20 protein-coding genes are annotated in these 19,098 nt (G+C 64.5%); 8 read left to right on the top strand and 12 right to left on the bottom strand.

The genetic code is table 11. The annotated features are described in order from the left end of the window. Positions 1-358: 358 nt before the first annotated feature. The 8 genes from HMCN_RS0103655 (at position 359) to hslU (ending at position 8,098) form a co-directional block, all read left to right on the top strand. Positions 359-1,027: a DUF484 family protein gene (locus tag HMCN_RS0103655; protein WP_025916102.1), complete on the top strand. Its 669-nt coding sequence runs from the start codon at positions 359-361 to the stop codon at positions 1,025-1,027. Further along, positions 1,024-2,016: a tyrosine recombinase XerC gene (locus HMCN_RS0103650; protein ID WP_025916101.1), complete on the top strand. Its 993-nt coding sequence runs from the start codon at positions 1,024-1,026 to the stop codon at positions 2,014-2,016. Before HMCN_RS0103655 ends, HMCN_RS0103650 begins: the two co-directional genes overlap by 4 nt. 65 nt (positions 2,017-2,081) lie before the next feature. Further along, complete coding sequence (locus HMCN_RS0103645; protein ID WP_025916100.1) at positions 2,082-2,654, top strand: Fur family transcriptional regulator; 573 nt, start codon at positions 2,082-2,084, stop codon at positions 2,652-2,654. Positions 2,655-2,681: 27 nt separating this feature from the next. Continuing rightward, complete coding sequence (locus tag HMCN_RS0103640; RefSeq protein ID WP_025916099.1) at positions 2,682-3,713, top strand: GTP-binding protein; 1,032 nt, start codon at positions 2,682-2,684, stop codon at positions 3,711-3,713. Positions 3,714-3,978: 265 nt separating this feature from the next. Further along, positions 3,979-4,434 (top strand): RNA polymerase-binding protein DksA, encoded by a 456-nt coding sequence (gene dksA, locus HMCN_RS0103635; RefSeq protein ID WP_025916098.1) that lies wholly within the window; start codon positions 3,979-3,981, stop codon positions 4,432-4,434. A 327-nt stretch (positions 4,435-4,761) separates the two neighbouring features. Next, positions 4,762-6,099 carry an STAS domain-containing protein gene (locus HMCN_RS0103630; RefSeq protein WP_025916097.1) on the top strand — a complete coding sequence of 446 codons (1,338 nt, stop codon included), beginning with the start codon at positions 4,762-4,764 and terminating at the stop codon, positions 6,097-6,099. Positions 6,100-6,217: 118 nt separating this feature from the next. Then, complete coding sequence (hslV, locus tag HMCN_RS0103625; protein ID WP_025916096.1) at positions 6,218-6,754, top strand: ATP-dependent protease subunit HslV; 537 nt, start codon at positions 6,218-6,220, stop codon at positions 6,752-6,754. A 6-nt stretch (positions 6,755-6,760) separates the two neighbouring features. Then, positions 6,761-8,098 (top strand): ATP-dependent protease ATPase subunit HslU, encoded by a 1,338-nt coding sequence (gene hslU, locus HMCN_RS0103620; RefSeq protein ID WP_025916095.1) that lies wholly within the window; start codon positions 6,761-6,763, stop codon positions 8,096-8,098. Positions 8,099-8,196: 98 nt separating this feature from the next. Here hslU and HMCN_RS17235 read toward each other — a convergent pair whose 3' ends face one another. The 12 genes from HMCN_RS17235 to gspG are packed head-to-tail and all read right to left on the bottom strand — an operon-like array spanning position 8,197 to position 19,077. Continuing rightward, a complete protein-coding gene (locus tag HMCN_RS17235; protein ID WP_025916094.1) occupies positions 8,197-8,769 on the bottom strand; it encodes a type II secretion system protein N in 573 nt (190 codons plus the stop codon). A 23-nt stretch (positions 8,770-8,792) separates the two neighbouring features. Then, positions 8,793-10,016 (bottom strand): type II secretion system inner membrane protein GspF, encoded by a 1,224-nt coding sequence (gene gspF, locus HMCN_RS0103610; RefSeq protein WP_025916093.1) that lies wholly within the window; start codon positions 10,014-10,016, stop codon positions 8,793-8,795. A gap of 2 nt (positions 10,017-10,018) precedes the next feature. Continuing rightward, a complete protein-coding gene (gene gspE / locus HMCN_RS0103605; RefSeq protein WP_304412701.1) occupies positions 10,019-11,461 on the bottom strand; it encodes a type II secretion system ATPase GspE in 1,443 nt (480 codons plus the stop codon). Further along, positions 11,461-13,653, bottom strand: a complete 2,193-nt coding sequence (gene gspD / locus HMCN_RS0103600) for a type II secretion system secretin GspD (RefSeq protein WP_025916091.1) — start codon at positions 13,651-13,653, stop codon at positions 11,461-11,463. Before gspD ends, gspE begins: the two co-directional genes overlap by 1 nt. Further along, positions 13,653-14,426, bottom strand: coding sequence for a type II secretion system protein N (gene gspN / locus HMCN_RS0103595; protein ID WP_025916090.1), 774 nt, complete (start codon positions 14,424-14,426; stop codon positions 13,653-13,655). The genes gspD and gspN overlap by 1 nt, the downstream gene beginning before the upstream one ends. Continuing rightward, positions 14,427-14,972, bottom strand: coding sequence for a type II secretion system protein GspM (gspM, locus tag HMCN_RS0103590; protein WP_025916089.1), 546 nt, complete (start codon positions 14,970-14,972; stop codon positions 14,427-14,429). After that, on the bottom strand, positions 14,969-16,204 hold the full coding sequence (gspL, locus tag HMCN_RS0103585; RefSeq protein ID WP_025916088.1) for a type II secretion system protein GspL: 1,236 nt from the start codon (positions 16,202-16,204) through the stop codon (positions 14,969-14,971). Before gspL ends, gspM begins: the two co-directional genes overlap by 4 nt. A gap of 20 nt (positions 16,205-16,224) precedes the next feature. Next, positions 16,225-17,160, bottom strand: coding sequence for a type II secretion system minor pseudopilin GspK (gene gspK, locus HMCN_RS0103580; RefSeq protein ID WP_025916087.1), 936 nt, complete (start codon positions 17,158-17,160; stop codon positions 16,225-16,227). After that, positions 17,157-17,768 (bottom strand): type II secretion system protein J, encoded by a 612-nt coding sequence (locus tag HMCN_RS0103575; protein ID WP_025916086.1) that lies wholly within the window; start codon positions 17,766-17,768, stop codon positions 17,157-17,159. Before HMCN_RS0103575 ends, gspK begins: the two co-directional genes overlap by 4 nt. Then, the gene (gspI, locus tag HMCN_RS0103570; protein ID WP_035625635.1) at positions 17,758-18,153 is read right to left on the bottom strand and encodes a type II secretion system minor pseudopilin GspI; all 396 of its coding nucleotides are present in this window, start codon (positions 18,151-18,153) and stop codon (positions 17,758-17,760) included. The genes HMCN_RS0103575 and gspI overlap by 11 nt, the downstream gene beginning before the upstream one ends. Before the next feature lies 1 nt (position 18,154). Continuing rightward, on the bottom strand, positions 18,155-18,634 hold the full coding sequence (locus HMCN_RS0103565) for a GspH/FimT family pseudopilin (protein WP_025916084.1): 480 nt from the start codon (positions 18,632-18,634) through the stop codon (positions 18,155-18,157). A 14-nt stretch (positions 18,635-18,648) separates the two neighbouring features. After that, the gene (gspG, locus tag HMCN_RS0103560; protein WP_035625646.1) at positions 18,649-19,077 is read right to left on the bottom strand and encodes a type II secretion system major pseudopilin GspG; all 429 of its coding nucleotides are present in this window, start codon (positions 19,075-19,077) and stop codon (positions 18,649-18,651) included. Between the last annotated feature and the right edge of the window lie 21 nt (positions 19,078-19,098).

Here is a 19,098-nt window from a genome sequence, read left to right as displayed (position 1 = left end):
GGGCCGGCAACGATTCGGTCGATGCTTCGGTAAACACCAAGTTGAACGGGCGCACACGGGAAACCATGTGCGCCCGTTTTATTTGTCCGATGCGGCTATCGACATTGCCCGCAAAACCCGTCCGGCATCTTCCACCAGGAATACATTTATCAGGAGTATAGTTAATAACATACTGATTTCCACATTATTTACATGCGATACAAATAAATACATCATCGTAGTATATTCAACATCAAAGCCTGCTGCGGCGGCAGTCTGCACCCGCGCATTGTGCCTGCGGCTTCGCAACGGTCAAAAACGCCGATATACTGCGCACACCGCGTTCTCGCTGCCACTCTTACCTTGACGACCCTCTTCCATGACCAACCCGCTTGACTCCCATTCCGTTGCGCAATTCCTGTCGAACACGCCTGATTTCTTTGAAGAGCATGCCGCGCTGCTGGGGCAGATACGGCTGTCGAGCCCACTGACCGGGCGCACGCTGTCGCTGCAGGAGCGCCAGATGGAAGTGATGCGCCAAAAGTACAAGGCGCTGGAGCTGCAACTGTCGGATTTGCTGCATCACGGCCAGGCCAACGATGCGATTGCGCACAAGTTCCAGAGCTGGACCCGTGCGCTGCTACAAGCGCGCAACGATGTCGATTTGCCGCATGTGCTGGTGACCGGCCTGCAAACCGTTTTCGGGGTTCCGCAGGCAACCCTGCGACTGTGGCGGGTGGCGCCGGATTACGCCCATGCCTGGTTTGCCGAAGGCGTGGCGGAAGACGCGATGATTTTTGCCAAAAGCCTGAGCGCGCCGTATTGCGGTGCGAATAACGATTTCGACGCGGTGCGCTGGCTGGACGATGCCGCCGGCGTACAATCGACCGCGATCATCCCGCTGCGCACCGGCAGCGGGCCTGACACCTTCGGCCTGCTGGTGCTGGGATCAGGCGACCCGCAGCGCTTCGCCGCCGGCATGGCGACCGACTTCCTGAGCGACATCGGCGCCACCGCCAGCGCCGCGCTGGCCTGCCTGCTGGATTGAATCGCATCCCTGCAGCGCCTGCCGACAGCGCCGACGCTGCGCGCATCGCAGGCTATCTGGACTGCCTGAAGACGCAGCGCAAGCTGTCGCCGCACACCCTCGACAATTACGGGCGCGACCTGCGCGAACTGCTCGCGATGCTGGACGGCGCGGCGCTGGCCGCAACCAACCACGCGCAGGTGCGCAACCTGACTGCGCGCCTGCATGCCAGGGGCCTGAATGCGCGCTCGATCGCCCGCAAACTGTCGGCCTGGCGCGGCTTTTTCGGCTGGCTGGCAGAGCAGATGCCGCTGCCATCAAATCCGGTCGACGGCGTCACTGCGCCCAAGCGCGCCAAGACGCTGCCGCAGGCGCTCGGCGCCGACGATGCGGTGCGCCTGGTGTCCAGCGCCAATCCCGCTACTGCCGCCGACAGTGCGACCCGGCTGTGCAACCGGGCGATGTTCGAGCTGCTGTATTCGAGCGGCCTGCGGGCTTCGGAACTGGTAGGGCTGGATGTCCGGTATGCGCATGAGGCCGCGCCGCGCGGCCAGCCGTACACCTCGAGCGGCTGGATCGATCTCGCGGCGCAGGACGTGATCGTCACCGGCAAGGGCCGCAAGGTGCGCAGCGTGCCGGTCGGGCGCGGCGCGATGCTGGCGCTGCAGGAGTGGATTGCGGCGCGCGCGGCGCTGGTCCGGCTCGATCCGCACCCGCTATTCTTGAATGAGCGCGGCAGCCGCATCTCGGTGCGGACGCTGCAAATCCGCATCAAGGCGCAGGCGCAGGCGCTGGGCATCCCGGCCAACGTGCATCCGCACATGCTGCGCCATTCGTTTGCCTCGCATCTGCTGCAGTCCAGCGGCGACCTGCGCGCGGTGCAGGAAATGCTCGGGCACGAATCGCTGGCCGCCACCCAGATCTATACCGCGCTCGATTTTCAGCGGCTGGCCAGCGTGTATGACGCCGCCCACCCGCGCGCGAAGAAAAAATCCCCGGACGGCGGATGATTGCAACCCGATTGCACAATTGCGGCATAATTTCAGACGTAACCGATTTTTGACCTGCATAACCAATGAACACGACACCCCCTGTCGCCGGCCGCGGCAAGCCCCTGGAACCTGCACGCACCGAAGCGGAAGCGCGGCTGCGCGCGGTCGCGGTGCGGGTCACGCCGGCACGCGTGAAAGTGCTGACCGCCTTGCTCGACGCGCCGCGTGCGCTGTCGCACCAGGATATGCAGGAGTCGTTTGCCGAAATGGATCGCGTCACCCTGTACCGGGCGCTGGATTGCCTGATCGAAGCCGGCCTGACCCACAAGATCGCCGGCGACGATCGGGTATTCCGCTACAGCGCCGGCAGCGAGCATTCCGAACGCGGCGGCGCGGCCGTGGGGCAGGGAGCGCCCGCGCAACACCAGCACGGGCATTTCAAGTGCACCCGCTGCGCCAAGGTGTTTTGCCTGAATGTGGACGGCGAGACCGACCTGGTGTCCGATATGTTGTCGCAATCGGCGTGCCGGCAATCGACGCTGCGCCAGCAATTGCAGGCGGTGCTGCAGGACAACCTCGGTCCCGGCTTTCAAAGCCACGACATCGAACTGACCATCAAGGGCTGGTGCGCCGAATGCGCGCGGCAACCGCAATAATTTCCATTGTTTTCAACGGCACACACTATGGCACTGATCCCGACCACGATTCTGACCGGCTTTCTCGGCGCCGGCAAAACCACTCTGCTCAACCGCATCCTGCAGGAAAACCACGGCCACAAAATCGCCGTGATCGAAAACGAGTTCGGCCAGGAAAACATCGACAACGAAATCCTGGTGCAGGACAGCAGCGAGCAGATCGTCGAAATGAACAACGGCTGCATCTGCTGCACGGTGCGCGGCGACCTGATCGTGGCGCTGACCGGCCTGGCGCAAAAGCGCGCAGACGGCCTGCTGCAGTTCGACCGGCTGGTGATCGAAACCACCGGCCTGGCCAATCCGGGGCCGGTGGCACAGACCTTTTTCATGGATGAGGAAGTCGCACTGTCCTACATGCTGGACGCGATCATCACCGTGGTCGATGCGCGCCACGCGATGCAACAGCTCGATGCGCACGAAGAGGCGCAGCGCCAGGTCGGCTTTGCCGACCGCATCCTGCTATCGAAAACCGATCTGGCCAGCGCGGCCGAAGTCGCCGCGCTGACCAGCCGCATCAAGCGCATCAATCCGCGCGCGCCGGTCGGCACCGCCGATTTCGGCCGGGCGCCGATTGCCGAACTGCTCGACATCCGCGGCTTCAACCTCAACGAAAAACTGGAAATCGACCCCGAATTCCTGGCCGCCGAAGCGGCCGAGGCAGAACATGCGTGCGCGCCCGGCTGCGACCATGCGCACCACGACCACCACCACGCGCATCACAGCGACAATATTTCCTCGTTCGTATTCAAAAGCGAACGCCCGTTCAACACCGCGCTGCTGGACGAGTTCCTGGGCGGCATCGTGCAGGTTTTCGGGCCGCGCATGCTGCGCTACAAAGGCGTGCTGCTGATGGAAGGGGCGGACCGCAAGGTACTGTTCCAGGGCGTGCACCAATTGATGGGCACCGACATCGGCGGCAAATGGGCGGAGGACGAAATTCGCAGCAGCAAGATGGTGTTTATCGGTCAAAATCTGCCGAAAGAGACAATTATCAAAGGCCTGGAGCAGTGTTTGGTATAAACTATCGGCGTTTTTGGCAGTATGAACAAAATTTACTCCTGAAAACAACATGTTAGCCCCCAAAAAACGGCACTGGCAACATCGCGCTGAAAGGTGGGGATTATCAACGTAAGCGCCAGGAAGTCTGCTACAGTAGCCTGCCGGTCGTTAGATCTTCGGGCATAGTGACAATGTGAGCGAATCTGTTCCGGCAGCGCCTCGATGAACGATACAGTGGCCGGATTAGCGGATAAAATTATTTGAACCTGCATCGAAAGCAAGCGAAGTGACAACCAAAACCAAACAACCCACTGCCGACGCCAACGCAACCGCCCCCCTTCTCACGGAAGAGCAAATCCTCAAGATGGGCGAGAAGGATTACATGAACGAGGCGCAGCTGGCCTTTTTCAGGGCACGCCTGAAGCAGCTCGAGAAAGAGCTGCTGCAAAACGCCGACGACACCACCGAACATTTGCGCGAAACCGTGCTGGTGCCGGACCCGGCCGACCGCGCCACGATCGAGGAAGAACATGCGCTGGAATTGCGCACCCGCGACCGCGAGCGCAAGCTGATCAAGAAAGTCCAGCAATCGATTGCCAGAATCGATGAAGGCGATTACGGCTGGTGCGAGGAAACCGGCGAGGCAATCGGCATTCCGCGCCTGCTGGCCCGCCCGACTGCAACCCTGTCGCTGGAAGCGCAGCAGCGGCGCGAACTCAAGCAAAAGCTGTACGGCGACTAAGACGCCCGGGCGTTTTGCTGACATTCTCCGCGTTTCGGGAGGATGTCAGTGCAAGCATTCCCCCATTTTCCGCACCCGCACCCGCTGCCGCCCGACCGATCCAGCACCCAAAGCTCCCATCAAAAATAATTTCCAACAGGAAATTTTTGAGCGAAAATCATCGTGCATGTACACTGCAGCGATGCTCTCCATCGTTAACCCTCAACAACATTGCGCAAACGCAAAATTACCGCCGGATGTCTTATGGTATTTTTGACATCATTCATCCAACCGCATCGCAGAACTTCCCATTGCAGAAAACGCGCACACCGGTGAGGCCCGCATAACGTGAAGATTTTTTCTCTTTTCGGCAAGAAGCAGCAGGCGCAGGCCGACGCACCGGCTGCGAACACTCGCGCGTGCGACGGCAGCATGCGTATGAACGGTGCGGTCGGACGCAGCGGCAGCACACAATTCGATCAGCGCAACGCCGCCCGCGCCACCGAACTGAAGATCGATGCGATCGAATCGGCGATGACGCTCGATCTTGACGCCAATCTCAGCATCCGTCACAAGCCAGGCGCCGCGAACGTCGCGGGCCAAGCCAGCGCATTCAATAACACCGTGCAACTGATGGATGCCTCGACTGAAATCCTGTTCGACGACAGCCGGTCCGGCGCCGCTGGCGCACTGGCGGCAGCCCTGCCGCCCCCGGCAGTTGAAGAAGCCGCAATCCTGTTTGCGAACGGCCAGCAGGTACTGGCCGAACAATTGCTGCAAAACGCGATCCTGGAAGAGGCACCCGTCGCCGACGCCAAACACGCCTATCTGCTGCTGTTCGACCTGTATCAACTCAGCGGCCAGCAGCAGGCGTTCGACCGTCTCTCGACCGATTACATCGGCCGTTTTGAAACCTCGCCGCCGGCATGGCGCGACAGCGCGCAGCAAGCGCCGTCTGCGGTGCCGGCGTCCGGCCAGCCAAGCGTGGTTTTCCCGCCGGTGCTGGATCACAGCAGCGCGCGCCAGATTGAGCAGGCGCAACAATTGAGCGCGTCAAGCCGGGTCTTGCAGCTCGACTTCGGCCGCATCCGCGAGATCGATCCGGCCGGTTGCACTCTGCTGCTGCAACTCTTGCGCAACCTGCACCAATCCGACCATGACCTGATCCTGCCGGGGGCGCCCCACCTGATCGAGCGCATCAAATCCACCCTGCAAACCGGGCGGCGCAAGGCCAGCGCCGCTCCCTGGCTCTTGCTGCTGGAACTGTTGCGGCGACTGGACCGGGAACAGGAGTTCGAGGAGAGCAGCATCGACTATTGCATCACCTTCGAAATCTCGCCTCCTGCGTTTGAAGCACCGCTCGTCCGGGTCGCTCCGTCGGTCGGTCAAACCGCTGCCGTCAGCCAGCCGGAGCGTTTCCTGATGCCGCCTCTGGTAGCCGGCGACACCCGGCAACTGCTGGAAGCGATCGCTGCCTTCGCTGCCGACCGCGAGACCGTCATGCTCGACTGTGCGCAACTGAAGCGCATCGATTTCACTGCATCCGGGCAACTTCTGACCGGGCTGGTGCCGCTGGCCGGCAATGACAGGATCATCGAATTCCATGAGGTCAACTACCTGGTTGCAGCCCTGCTCAACGTCATGGGTTTGAAGGAAATCGCCCGCATCATCCCGCACAAGGGCTGACTTCAATCATCTTGCAATCGGCTGGCGCGTCCCCACTTTTCATCAATCAACGCATGCTTGCGCCGAATCTTGCAGCGCAGGCATGTTTCCTCGGGTCCACAGATTTTTTGAGGTAAGCATGGAACAATTTCACGGCACCACCATCCTGTCGGTACGGCGCGGCAATATTGTCGCGCTCGGCGGCGACGGTCAGGTCACGCTCGGCAATATCGTCATGAAGGGCACCGCCCGCAAGGTGCGCAAGCTCTACCACGGCAAAGTGCTGGCCGGTTTCGCCGGCGGCACCGCCGACGCCTTCACGCTGATCGAACGCTTCGAAGCCAAGCTGGAAAAACACCAGGGCCACCTGATGCGCGCCTCGGTCGAGCTGGCCAAGGACTGGCGCACCGACCGCATGCTGCGCCGGCTGGAAGCGATGCTGCTGGTGGCCGACCGCGAATCGACGCTGGTCATCACCGGCAACGGCGACGTGCTGGAGCCGGAAGACGGCATCGGCGCCATCGGCTCCGGCGGCACCTTCGCCCAGTCGGCCGCCAAGGCGCTGCAGGAAAACACCGAGCTGGCGCCGCTCGACATCGTCAAGAAATCGCTGACCATCGCCGGCGAACTCTGCATCTACACCAACCTGTCGCACACCATCGAAACGCTGGACTGAACCGCCATGAACATGACTCCCCAAGAAATCGTCTCCGAACTCGACAAGCACGTGGTCGGCCAGGGCAACGCCAAGCGCGCGGTCGCCATTGCACTGCGCAACCGCTGGCGCCGCCAGCAGGTGGCGGAGCCGCTGCGGCACGAAATCACGCCCAAGAACATCCTGATGATCGGCCCTACCGGCGTCGGCAAGACCGAAATCGCGCGCCGCCTGGCACGGCTGGCCGATGCGCCCTTCATCAAGATCGAAGCCACCAAATTCACCGAAGTCGGCTATGTCGGGCGCGACGTCGACACCATCATCCGCGACCTGGTCGACATCGGCATCAAGCAGACCCGCGAGGCTGCCACCCGCAAGGTGCGGGCCCGCGCCGAAGACGCGGCGGAAGACCGCATCATCGACATCCTGGTGCCGCCGGCGCGCGATTTCGGCCTGAATGCGCACCCCGAGGCCGATGCGCAGAAAAGCAACACCACGCGCCAGACCTTCCGCAAGCGCCTGCGCGAAGGCGCGCTTGACGACAACGAGATCGAGCTCGAAGTCGCCGACGCCGCGCCGCAGATGGAAATCATGGCGCCGCCCGGCATGGAGGAAATGACCGAGCAGATCAAGACCATGTTCTCCGGCCTGGGCAATGCGCGCAAGAAGGCGCGCAAGATGAAGATCAGGGACGCGATGAAAGTGCTGATCGAGGAAGAAGCGGTCAAGCTGGTCAACGACGAGGAACTCAAGCAGCAGGCGATCGCCAACGTCGAACAAAACGGCATCGTGTTCCTGGACGAGATCGACAAGATCGCCTCGCGCTCCGAAGCCGGCGGCGCCGAAGTCTCGCGCGCCGGCGTGCAGCGCGACCTGCTGCCGCTGGTCGAAGGCACCACCGTCAATACCAAGTACGGCATGATCAAGACCGACCACATCCTGTTCATCGCTTCCGGCGCCTTCCACTTGGCCAAGCCGTCCGACCTGATTCCGGAGCTGCAGGGGCGGTTCCCGATCCGGGTCGAGCTGGAATCGCTGTCGATTGCCGACTTCGAATGCATCCTGACCTCCACCGACGCCTGCCTGACCAAGCAGTACGAAGCCTTGCTGGCGACCGAGGAAGTGCAGATCAGCTTCACCCCGGACGGCATCCGCCAGCTGGCCGAAATCGCCTTTTCGGTCAATGAAAAGACCGAGAACATCGGCGCCCGCCGCCTCTACACGGTGATGGAAAAGCTGCTGGAGGAGATTTCATTTGCAGCCAGCGAAACCAGCGGCAAGGTGGTTTCGATCGACGCCGCCTACGTCAATGAACGACTGGGCGCGCTGTCGGTCGATGACGACCTGGCCCGCTACATCCTCTAAAAATTATAGGGTATAGGCAAAAACAGTACGATTTTCGCCAAATTTGATTGGCGTATTAAATATACCTATGCATGTATGCTTAATGTACCAAAACGCGATCACTTTCCTGCCGGCACCGCCGGCTGGGGCTGCAAGCTGGGCTGCGGCCCTGGCGGGACGGCTGGCGGGGGATTGGTGTCCGGGCCGGGCACCAGCGTGGTTGGGCGCACCGAGGACGTGCCCGGAGTCACCACTGACGGCGCCTTGAGTGGCAGCTCCGCCCCGGCCTGACCCTTGACCGGGACCGCCAGCTCGACCCGCTTGATGGCGCCGGACTCCGACAGCAGCACGTACTGCGGATGGACTTCCCTGACTATCACGCCCGGCGTCAGCTCGCCGCCGGCGGCCACTGCCTTGGCCGGCTTGCTGTCGGCCGACAGGATGGCGACGCTATCCTCGCGCCGCACCGCCGCGACCACCCCCTTGAGCTGGTAATTGCTGGCCAGGCTGGCTACCGCGCTGCCACCGAACAAGCCGCGGGCGGCATCCGGCGACGGCTCGGGCGGCTCCGCCTGCGGCACAGCCGCCACCGCGCGCGGCGGCGGCTGCAACAGTTGCATGGCCCAATAGGCGACCGACGCGCACAGTACGAGGAACATCGCGAAACTGGCAAACCAGGGCAAGCGCTTCATCTCATCTCTTTCTACGCATAGGATTAATGCACCAGCTGATTGATCTCGATGATCGGCATCAGCACCGCCAGCACGATCAGCAGCACCACCACGCCCATGATCAGGATCAGCGCCGGCTCCAGCAGGCCGGCGATGGTCAGCGTGCGGCGCTCCAGATCCTGCTCCTGCGCTGTCGCCGCGCGCTCCAGCATCGCCGGCAATTCGCCGGTGGCTTCGCCGGCGCGGATCATGTGGATCAACATCGGCGGGAAATGCTGGCGCGCCGACAGCGCGCGCGCCAGGCTGACGCCTTCGCGCACCGCCGCGGCGGCTTCCTCGACCTGCTCGCGCATCGCGACATTCGACAGCGTATCGCGGCTGGTCTGCAGCGCGCGCAGGATCGGCACCCCGGAACCGATCGTGATCGCCAGCGTGCTGGCAAAGCGCGACGTGTTCAGGCTGCGCTCGAACTTGCCATACAGCGGCGCAGTCAGCAGCCAGCTGTGCCAGCGCATCCTGGTGGCAGGATTCTTCAGCGCGGCGCGCCAGGCGAAACCCAGCGCGATGATGAGCAGCAACACCACCAGACCGTAATGCCGGACAAAATCGGAAATCGCCAGCATCAGCACCGTCAGCAGCGGCAGCTTCTGCTTGGTATTGGCGAACACCGAGACGATTTGCGGCACCACGTAGGTCAGCAAGAAGATCACGATGGCGAACGCCACCACCGAGACGATGGCCGGGTAGGTGAAGGCCAGCCTGACCTTTTGCACCAGCGCATTGCGCCGTTCGATAAAGTCGGCCAGCCGCGACAGCACCCGCGCCAGCTGGCCGATCTGCTCGCCGGAGGCGACCAGCGCGCGGTAAATTTCGGCAAAATCGCGCGGATGGCGCGCCAATGCGTCCGACAGCGATGCGCCGCCCATCACTTCGGAGCGGATCGACGCGATCAGGTCGCGCACATACGGCCGCTCGGCCTGCTCCAGCAACGCGGAAAACGCCTGTTCCAGCGGCAGGCTGGCTTCCAGCAGGCTGGCCATCTGGCGCGTAAACAGCGACAGTTCATTCGAGGACAGGCGCTCGCCGAAGCCGTGCCGGCGGCGCTGCTGGCCGCTGGCATCGACCTGGGCCGCAATCGGCTCCACCGCAATCGGCGTCAAACCCTGCTGGCGCAAATCGGCGCGCGCGGCGCGGGCGCTGTCGGCGTTCAGCACGCCCTTGCTGGTGGCGCCAGTGGCATTCACGGCTTCGTAGCGGAAGGCGGGCATGATCAGTCCTTCGTCACCCGCAGCAATTCGGCCTGGGAGGTGGTGCCGTCAAGCAGCCAGCGTTCGCCGTCCTCGCGCATGGTCTGCATGCCGTCGCGCTGGGCGGCGGCGCGGATCTCGGCCTCGGACGCGCTGTGATGGATCAGTGCGCGGATTTCATCGGTGGTCTGCAGCAATTCGTAGACGCCGACCCGGCCCTGATAACCGCTTTGGCCGCACTGGTCGCAGCCGACCGCCTGCCAGTACTGGCCGTCCTGCTGCCGGCAGTGCGGGCACAGCTTGCGCACCAGCCGCTGCGCCAGCACGCCGAGCAGCGACGACGACAGCAGGAACGGCTCGATCCCCATGTCGAGCAGGCGCGTGACCGCGGCAGCAGAATCGTTGGTGTGCAGCGTCGCCAGCACCAGATGGCCGGTCAGCGAAGCCTGCACCGCGATCTGCGCGGTTTCCAGGTCGCGGATTTCGCCGATCATGATGATGTCCGGGTCTTGCCGCAGGATCGCCCGCAGCGCCTTGGCAAAACTCATGTCGATGCGCGGATTGACCTGGGTCTGGCCGACCCCGGCCAGATCGTATTCGATCGGGTCTTCCACCGTCAGGATATTGGTCGCGGTGGCATTCAGGCGCGTCAGCGCCGCATACAGCGTGGTGGTCTTGCCGGAGCCGGTCGGCCCGGTCACCAGCACGATGCCGTGCGGCTGCGCGATCAGCTTGGCGAACTGCGGCAGCAGCGCGTCGCTCATGCCCAAATGCTGCAAATCGAGCTGGCCGGCTTCCTTGTCCAAGAGGCGCAGCACCGCGCGCTCGCCGTGCCCGGTCGGCAGCGTCGAGACCCGCACGTCGACCGGCTTGCCGCCGACCCGCAGCGTGATGCGGCCGTCCTGCGGCAAGCGCTTCTCCGAGATGTCGAGCTGCGCCATGATCTTGATGCGCGAGATCAGCGCCGCGTGGATCGCCTTCTTCGGCCGCACCACATCGCGCAGCGAGCCGTCGATGCGAAAGCGCACCACCGAGGATTGCTCGAACGGTTCGATATGGATGTCGGACGCGCCCTCGCGCAGCGCCTGCGTGAGCAGCGCATTGATCATCCGGATCACCGGCGCATCGTCGGCCGATTCCAGCAGGTCCTCGATGGCCGGCATATCCTGCATCAGCCGGGTCAGGTCAAGATCGGACTCCACTTCATCGACCACTTGCGCGGCGTCGCCGCCGGAGCCGGCGTAGGCTTTGGCGATCTCGGCCTTGAGTTCGTCCTGCGGCATCGATTTCAGCCTGACGCGGCCGAAGCGGCGGCTCACTTCGGCAATCGCCGAAGGCGGCGTCGCATCCGAAAACCAGACCTCGACCGCATGTTCGCGATCATCGGCACGGCGGTAAGCCAGCAGCGAAAAATCGCGCGCATACGCAAACGGCAGCAGGCGGGCGTCGTTCAACATGGCGCTCATTACTTCCGCTCTGGCGCCGGCACGACGGGCGCGGTTTGAAGCGACGCGCCGCCGTTGCCGTTGGTGGCCGGGATGCCGGCTCCCGGCAGCGGCTTCAGGAACGTGCCGCCGACCGGCTGGCCGCCTTCCAGCGGCGGCAGGACCGGCGCCCCGGTATCGGGCAGCATCAGGGTTCGGGCCGGCTGGGCGGCAATTTCAGTGCCGCGGATGTAATCGTAACGGTCGGCCACCACGCTGGCGCTCTGTTCGTTGCTGCGGATCACGGTCGGCCGCAGAAACACCATCAGATTGGTTTTCTTGCGGCCGCGCTTCTGGTATTTGAACAGGTTGCCGATGACCGGGATGTCGCCCAGCCCCGGCACCTTCTCGACGCCGTCGCTGACGGTATCCTCGATCAGGCCGCCGAGCACGATGATCTGGCCGTCATCGGCCAGCACATTGGTTTCGATCGAGCGCTTGCTGGTGATGATACCGGCCGCATTGGCGGTGCTCTGGACCGCCGAAGTCTCCTGGTAAATCGCCATCCGCACCGTGCCGCCCTCGGAAATCTGCGGCCGCACCCGCAGCGACAGGCCGACGTCCTTGCGCTCGATGGTCTGGAACGGATTGACGCCGGCAGCGCCGCCCGACGCCTGCGTGGTGTACTGGCCGGTGATGAAAGGCACGTTCTGGCCGACGATGATTTTCGCTTCCTCGTTATCGAGCGTGATCAGGTTCGGCGTCGACAGGATATTGGTATTGGCGTCGGATTCCAGCGCCCGCGCCAGCGCGCCCAGGCCGAGTACGCCATTAATCTGGCGAAACACGCCCAGCGTCAGGCCGGTGCCCGGCAGCACCGCGCCCTTTCCGGTGCCCAGATTGAGGATATTGTCGCCGCCGGTGGAAAACGTAGTGCCGCCGCCGACCCGGTAATTGCTGCTGCTGTCGCCGGACAGGCCGAGCCACTGGATGCCGAACTCGGCCGCCTTGTCGGCGGTGACTTCGACGATCAGCGATTCGATATACACCTGGGCCCGGCGCACGTCGAGCTGGTCGATGACGCTGCGCAGATTGCGGTAAATCGGTTCGCTTGCCGTGATGATCAGGGTATTGGTGGCGGCATCGGCCTGGATGAAGCCGGCCGCGCCGCCGGCCGGCAATACGGCCGGGGCGGCGGAAGGCGGCATTGTTGCCGACATGCCGCTGGCCGTATTCAACGCCGGCGCCGAATACTGCGCCGGCGTCGCCGGGGTCGAGCCGGGTGCCGAGCCATCGGCGCCGACCACCGAGCGCAAGGTCAGCGCCAGCTTGGTGGCATCGGCGTTCTTCAGGTACACCACATGCACATTGCCGGGTTGCGCAGTCGGCTGATCCAGCTTGGCGATCAGCGCTTTGGCCAGGTTCGCGCGCGCCAGCGACGGCGCGCGCACGATCACCGCATTGGTGCGGCTATCGGCAATCAGGTTGACGCGCCCGGTATCGGCGCCGGGTGCCGCCGCGCCCGGCTCCAGCAGCTTATTCACCATGACCGCGATATCGCCGGCGATCGCATAGCGGATCGGCATCACATCCAGATCGCCGGTAGCGGGCGCGTCCAGCGCGGCGATGATCTTCCCCAGCCGGTTCAGATTGTCGGCATAGTCGGTAATGACCAGCGAATTGGTGCCAGGATTGGCATTGATCGTGTTGTTGGGAGAAATCAGCGGGCGCAATACCGTCACCAGGTTGCCGGCCGATTCATAATTCAGGCGAAAGATCCGGGTGCCGATCTGGTCGCCCTTGAGCCTGGCCGCATCGCTGCGGACCTGGGTCGGAGACGCCTGCAGTTTGGCATCGGCTTCCGGCACCACCTTGGTGAAGCCGTCGCCGGCCACCATCGCATAGCCCTGCAGCCGCAAGGCCGAAGCCAGCAGGTTGAAGGCCTGCGCCTTGGTCAGCGCAGTCTCGGCCACCAGATTGATGGTGCCCTTGACGCGCGGGTCGATGATGAAGGTGGTATTGGTGTAATGGCCGACCGCCTTGATCACCGCCTCGATATCGGCGCCGACGAAATTCAGCGTCGCTTCGTTGTCGGCCGCTGCCGGCCAGGCTGGCGGAATGAATGCCACGCCCAGCAGCATTGCCGCGGTGGCGCGCAAGCGCGGCCAGCGGGCGTGTTTCTTGATGTGTTTTTGCATGTCTTTCCCCGCCGCCGTAGCTGATTGTTTTTTCATTATTTGAACTCTAAAGCGATCACATCACGACCAGCCACCGTGCGGCGCTGGCCCAGTAAATTAAGCAGATTGGCCAGCCGTTCCCGGTCTGCGGCCGCAGCCTCGGCGGTGCCGGAAAAATGCAGCCGGCCCTGCTCGATCGCACCGCCGCCGTTCAGCAGCAGCGGTCCCTTGACCGTCTTCAGCAACAGCTGCGCGCTCTGCCCGCGCCAATCCATTGTCACCAGATAAGCGCCCAGCGGCTTGATCGGCGACAGGCGCGACGCGATATCTTCGATCTCCAGCCGCAATGTGCCCTGCAGGCCGATCTTTTGCCCCTGGCGCGCCACCTCCAGCATGTTCCAGGACAGACGCATCCGGCCGCTGGGCGCAATCGTATTCAGTGGCGCGCCCAGCCCGGCCAGCCGCTCTGCCGGCAATACGACTGCCGCCGCGCTGACCTGCCATTGCGACCAGCTGCCTTCGACGCTGACCGGCTGCGTCAGCGCCGCCGGATTTTCCAGCTGCAGCCTGACTTTCCCCAGCAACAGCAACGGCGACAGGCGCCACGAAAACCGGCCCGGCAGCAGGGGCGTAACCGGATCCGTCGGGCCGGGCGCACCGCCGATCGATGCCGAACCGCTCCACAGCGTGCCCTGCGCATCGCCCAGCGTCAGTCGCCCGGCGGTCTGCGCTTCCAGCAGCACGGCCATCCAGCTGGCCGGCACGTATGCCAGCACCGTGAGCGCGGCGCTGATGCAGCCGGCCAGCACCCAGAGCAGGATGCGCGCCACTCAATCGGCCTTTTGCGCGCGCAGGGTCAGGCTGGCATTGACGCTGCCGGCCGCTGCGGTGGCGGTGACGCTGGCCTCGGCCACCGCCAGCCGCATCGTCTTCTGCAAGCCCTGCACGGCATCCAGCAGCGCGCTGAAAGGGACTTCGGTAAATTGCAGCCGGGCAAAACCGCCGCTCCACACCACGTTTTGCGCTTGCAAGCCATTTTTCTGCAGCGCCGCCTCGATGCTCTCCTTGCTTGCGGCCACCGCATCCGGCGCCGCTGCCGCCGGCAAGGCTGCCGCCTGCTTGGCCAGCGCCTGCAGTTGCGCGGCCTGCAGCCGCAGCACCGGCAGGTTCTTGTACAAGCGGACGCGGCCCTGGAGCGCCGGGTCGATCAGCAGCGCATACGACAGCCCCAGCAGCAGCACCGCGCCGGCGGCGCCGAGCAGGATCCGCTCGCGGCCATTGCGCGCAGCCCAGAACAGCGCCGCGGCAGCGCGCATCCCGGCCAGGCGGCCGGGCTGGAGCGCCAGTTTTCCGGAAAGTTTATCGCGCAGGCTCATGGCGCGCTCCTGATCTGCCAGACGCCGGCGCCCTGCTCGGTCAGCGCCAGCTTACGGGCAGTCAGCGCCGGCCGGATGCTGGCAGCGGTGAGCGCATCGGCTGGCTTGATGCGCACCAGCAGGCTGCGCTCGCGGTATTCGAGCGCGGCAATAGTCGCTTTGCCGGCCTGCGGCAAGCCGCTCCAGGCGCTGCCGAAGCCGCTCGCCAGCGCCAGAAAATCATCCGGCCCGACCCGGCCAGAACCTTGCCGTGCGGCATTGATTTTTTGCTGCATCTGCGCCAGCGGATCGATAATCACGCCTTCTTTCGGAAAAGCGGCGCGGAAAGTCCGGTTCATGCCGTCATGCAGCAAATCCGCTTCGCGCTGCATGCGCAGCCAGCTGACATTGAGCCCGACCACCTGCACCAGCAGCGCCAGCAGCGCCAGCGCCGCCGGCCAGCGCCACGGTCGCCAGTTCAGTTGCGGGCCGGCCGCCGCACCCAGGCCGGCCATCAAATCGAGCGGTGCGCCTCTGGCCGCGGCGGCGCACTGAACCCAGTCCTCCGCCACGATCTGCAGTTGCGCATCGCCGGCGGCAGCCTGCCGATACGCCGCCATGCTGGCCGGCGCCACCTGCAGCGCCAGGGCGGATTGCGGCGCCATCAGCCGGATTGCATCGAGGACTTCGCGCGCCGCATCATCGCCGCTGCTGCCGATGCAAAAGCCGATGCCGTCCTGCCCCGGCCAGCGCAACGCAACATCGTTGTCTGCGCCAAATGCAGTAACTGCTCCGGTTACCGTTGCGGACTGGAGCGGCAGGCACAGCTGTGCCGGCACCGCTGCCAGCCGGCGCGCGCCCATCCCGGTCAGAGTGGCCGACAACTGCTCCAGCCAAGCGCGCTTGACCACCGCCACCGTGCGCATGCCGCCCTCCTGCGCTGCGCCCACCGCAAACGCGCACTCGGCCGGATCCGACATCAATTGATCCTCGACCAGATTCGGCAGCGCCGCCTTCAAGCGGGCACCGGACAGCGGCGGCACCTGCACCCGCAGCAGGCTGACATCGCTGGCGGCCAGTAGCAGCACCACCCGCGCCGCCTGCCGGACCGCCTCGGCCAAACCGGGCAGCGTCGAGCGCCCCTCGCGTTCCAGCGCGCCGCTGTTTGACAGCAGCGCAAACCGGCATGGCAACGGCGCGCTCGCAGCGATGCAGGCGGCTTCGGGCGGATGGCGTAGATACAGTATGCTCACGGTGTCTGATTTTCTTAAAATTAGTTATCCCGCATCCAGATCAGTCTGGTGCTGCCGCCGTTGCGCTCGATCAGGGCCTGCATGTCCATGCTGGCACGGTTCAGGCGCACTGTACCGTAGACGATGAAAAAACTCGTCGCTACCGCAAATTCGCTGGCGTTGGCGGCGCCAGCCTTGCCCTGCGGCAAATGCGCAATGAAATCGGCACTACTGCGAAAATACGCCTTTTCGCGCGCGGCGACCAGTGCCGCAGCATCCGATTGCGAAAGTGTATCAATCCTGGCCGCCAGCACCTCGGCTGAAGCGGTATTCACATTGAGCTGCGCCGGGGCCGGCAGCATCACCACGAAATCGCGCAACGCAGCAAGCGTCGGCGCGGTAAAGCCCGGTACCGCCAGCACATCATCGACCTGCAACAGCGCCAGCGGCTGGCCGGCACTGCCGGCTGTTCCCGCAGCCGCCGGTTGAGCGCGCGCCACCGCATCGGCCACCGCCTGCGCCAGTGCGGCATTCAGCTGCAGGCTGCCCAGCAGGCGAGCAAAGACTGCGACTTCACGCGGATTGACGGTGCCGCCCTGCGCCAAATTGGCGAGATTGAAGCGCGCCTGCGCATCCACGATCCGGCCCGACAAGGTGGCGTCGCTCTGATCGCTGCCGCTGCGGCCGTTTTCGACATACTGGTCGAGCCGGGTTTCCGCCAGCGGCACTGCCCACGGCTCGTCCAGCGTATCGACGCTGGTAAATTTGGCATCTTCGCGCAACACCAGCCGCGCCCAGTCGAGCGCGCCGCGCAAAATCCACTTGGTTTGCAAATGCAGCCGCTGGTTCTCGATCGAGCGCACCTGCACCTGTTGCTGCCAGAACAGACTGGCCACGATCGTCACCGCCAGCGCGGTCAGCATCAGCGCGGTGATGATGGCCACGCCGCGCTGGGATGCCAATGCCGCGCGCTTCATGACGCCCCCAGCAGAAAAACCTTGGTCATGCGCAGCTCCGGGCCGCCCTGCAGCACGACTTCCAGCCCGCTCGGGTTGGCTGTGTTGGCGGCGCTGCCGGCATCAGCGCGCCAGCCGGCGTCATCGTCAAACCACAACTGCAGCGTCAGGCCCGAGATCGCGCTTTGCAAAGCCACCGCGGGGCTGTCGGCATCGGTGCCGCCGATGCTGGCCTGCCACAGCGCATCGAGCGCCGCCAGATCGCGGGTGGCGAGCGATTCGCGCCGGATCAGCACGCCATCGCGGATCCGGTAAGCGACCACTTGCAGACGCGACGGCTGATCGTCGGCGAACACGCTGCGAATCAGCGTCAGGCGCCCGTCTTGCGCGGCCAGCGTGGCGCGCCCGCCGATGTCGGCGCGGCTGGCCAGATGTTCGGTATCGCTTTGCAGCTGCGCGAACGCCAGTTGCAGGCCGCGGGTCTGCTCCAGCTCGGCGGTCAGCGCCACGCGGGCACGCACGATGCCGTCCAGCCCGCGCCAGCCGAGCACCGCGACGATCGCCAGAATGCCGATGGCGACCAGCAATTCGATCAGGGTAAAGCCGCGATGGCTACGCTTATAAGCCATTCGGCACCACCTGCACCAGCTTGATGATGCGCCGCTCCATGCTGCCGGATTCGAACACGCTGACTTCGACCCGGCGGAAATTCGGGTTCGGGGTAGCGACCACTTCCTCCTCGCATACCAGTTGCAGGCGGCCCTGCGGGCAATCGAAGCTGCGCTTGCCGAAGGCCGGCCATTCGCGCGCCAGGCGGATCTGGCTCAGACGGTTTTCGGCCGACCAGTTGGCCATCATCGCGGCGCGCAAGCCTTCGCTGTTCTGGGTCAGGCTGCCGACCGCGCGCAGGCTCGCGCCCAGCGCGGTGCCGACGATCACCAGCGCCACCAGCACTTCGAGCAGGGTGAAGCCGGCGCTGCGGCGCGGCAATGTAGGTGGAAAAACGCGTTGCATCTCAATCCGCCACGAAATGGCCGACGCCGTCGGCCCGGACCGCGACGCTGACCGCGGCCAGAGACAGCGTCAGCACGAACGGCTTGTCGACCGGCTCGCGCCCGAACACGATGCGCAGCGGCAGCGCGTCGGTGGCCAGCGGCGGGTCGATCGCCAGCGCCAGCGGGGCGCGCTTGAACGCGCGTTCGCGCAGCAAATCATCGCCGGTAATGACCTGCCAGGCGTTATCCTCGCGCACCAGGAAGCGGTACCGCTCCGGCTCCACCTCGAACGCGACCGGCCGGTTGCGCACGATCGCCTCGTCGCGCGCCAGTTGCAGCAGCAGCGCGATGCGCTGCGCCTCGTTGTGCAAGCTCTGGCGCGCATCCGGCACTGCATTGAACGCCACCACCCCGAGCGTGATGCCCAGGATCACGATCACGATCATCAGTTCCAGCAAAGTGAAGCCGGACGCCGGCAGGCGGCATCGGCAGTACCGCAACCTCGGGCGGATAGTTACTGATCCCACGAGCCGATGTCGGCATCGTTGCCGGTGCCGCCCGGCTGGCCGTCGGCACCGAACGAAAACACGTCGATCTCGCCCTTGATGCCGGGCGACAGCAGCTGATACGCGCCGCCCCACGGGTCTTTCGGCAACTTGTCCAGGTAACCGCCGGTTTTCCAGCCGCTGGCGGCAGGGCCGGTGGTCGGACGCGCAATCAGCGCCTGCAAGCCTTGTTCGGTAGTCGGGTAGCGCTGGTTATCGAGCTTGTACAGCTTGAGCGCCTGCATGATGGTCGCAATATCCTGCTTGGCGGCGACGATGCGCGCCTCGTCGGTGCGGCCCATCAGCTTCGGCACCACCAGCGCGGCCAGCACGCCCAGGATCACGACCACCACCATGATCTCGATCAGGGTGAAGCCGCGCTGCACCGCAGCACCCAGACGGCGCGATGCATGGAATGT

The sequence above is a fragment of the Herminiimonas sp. CN genome (assembly GCF_000622895.1).
Taxonomy (GTDB): domain Bacteria; phylum Pseudomonadota; class Gammaproteobacteria; order Burkholderiales; family Burkholderiaceae_D; genus AVCC01.
This window is presented reverse-complemented; position numbering and strand designations above follow the sequence as displayed.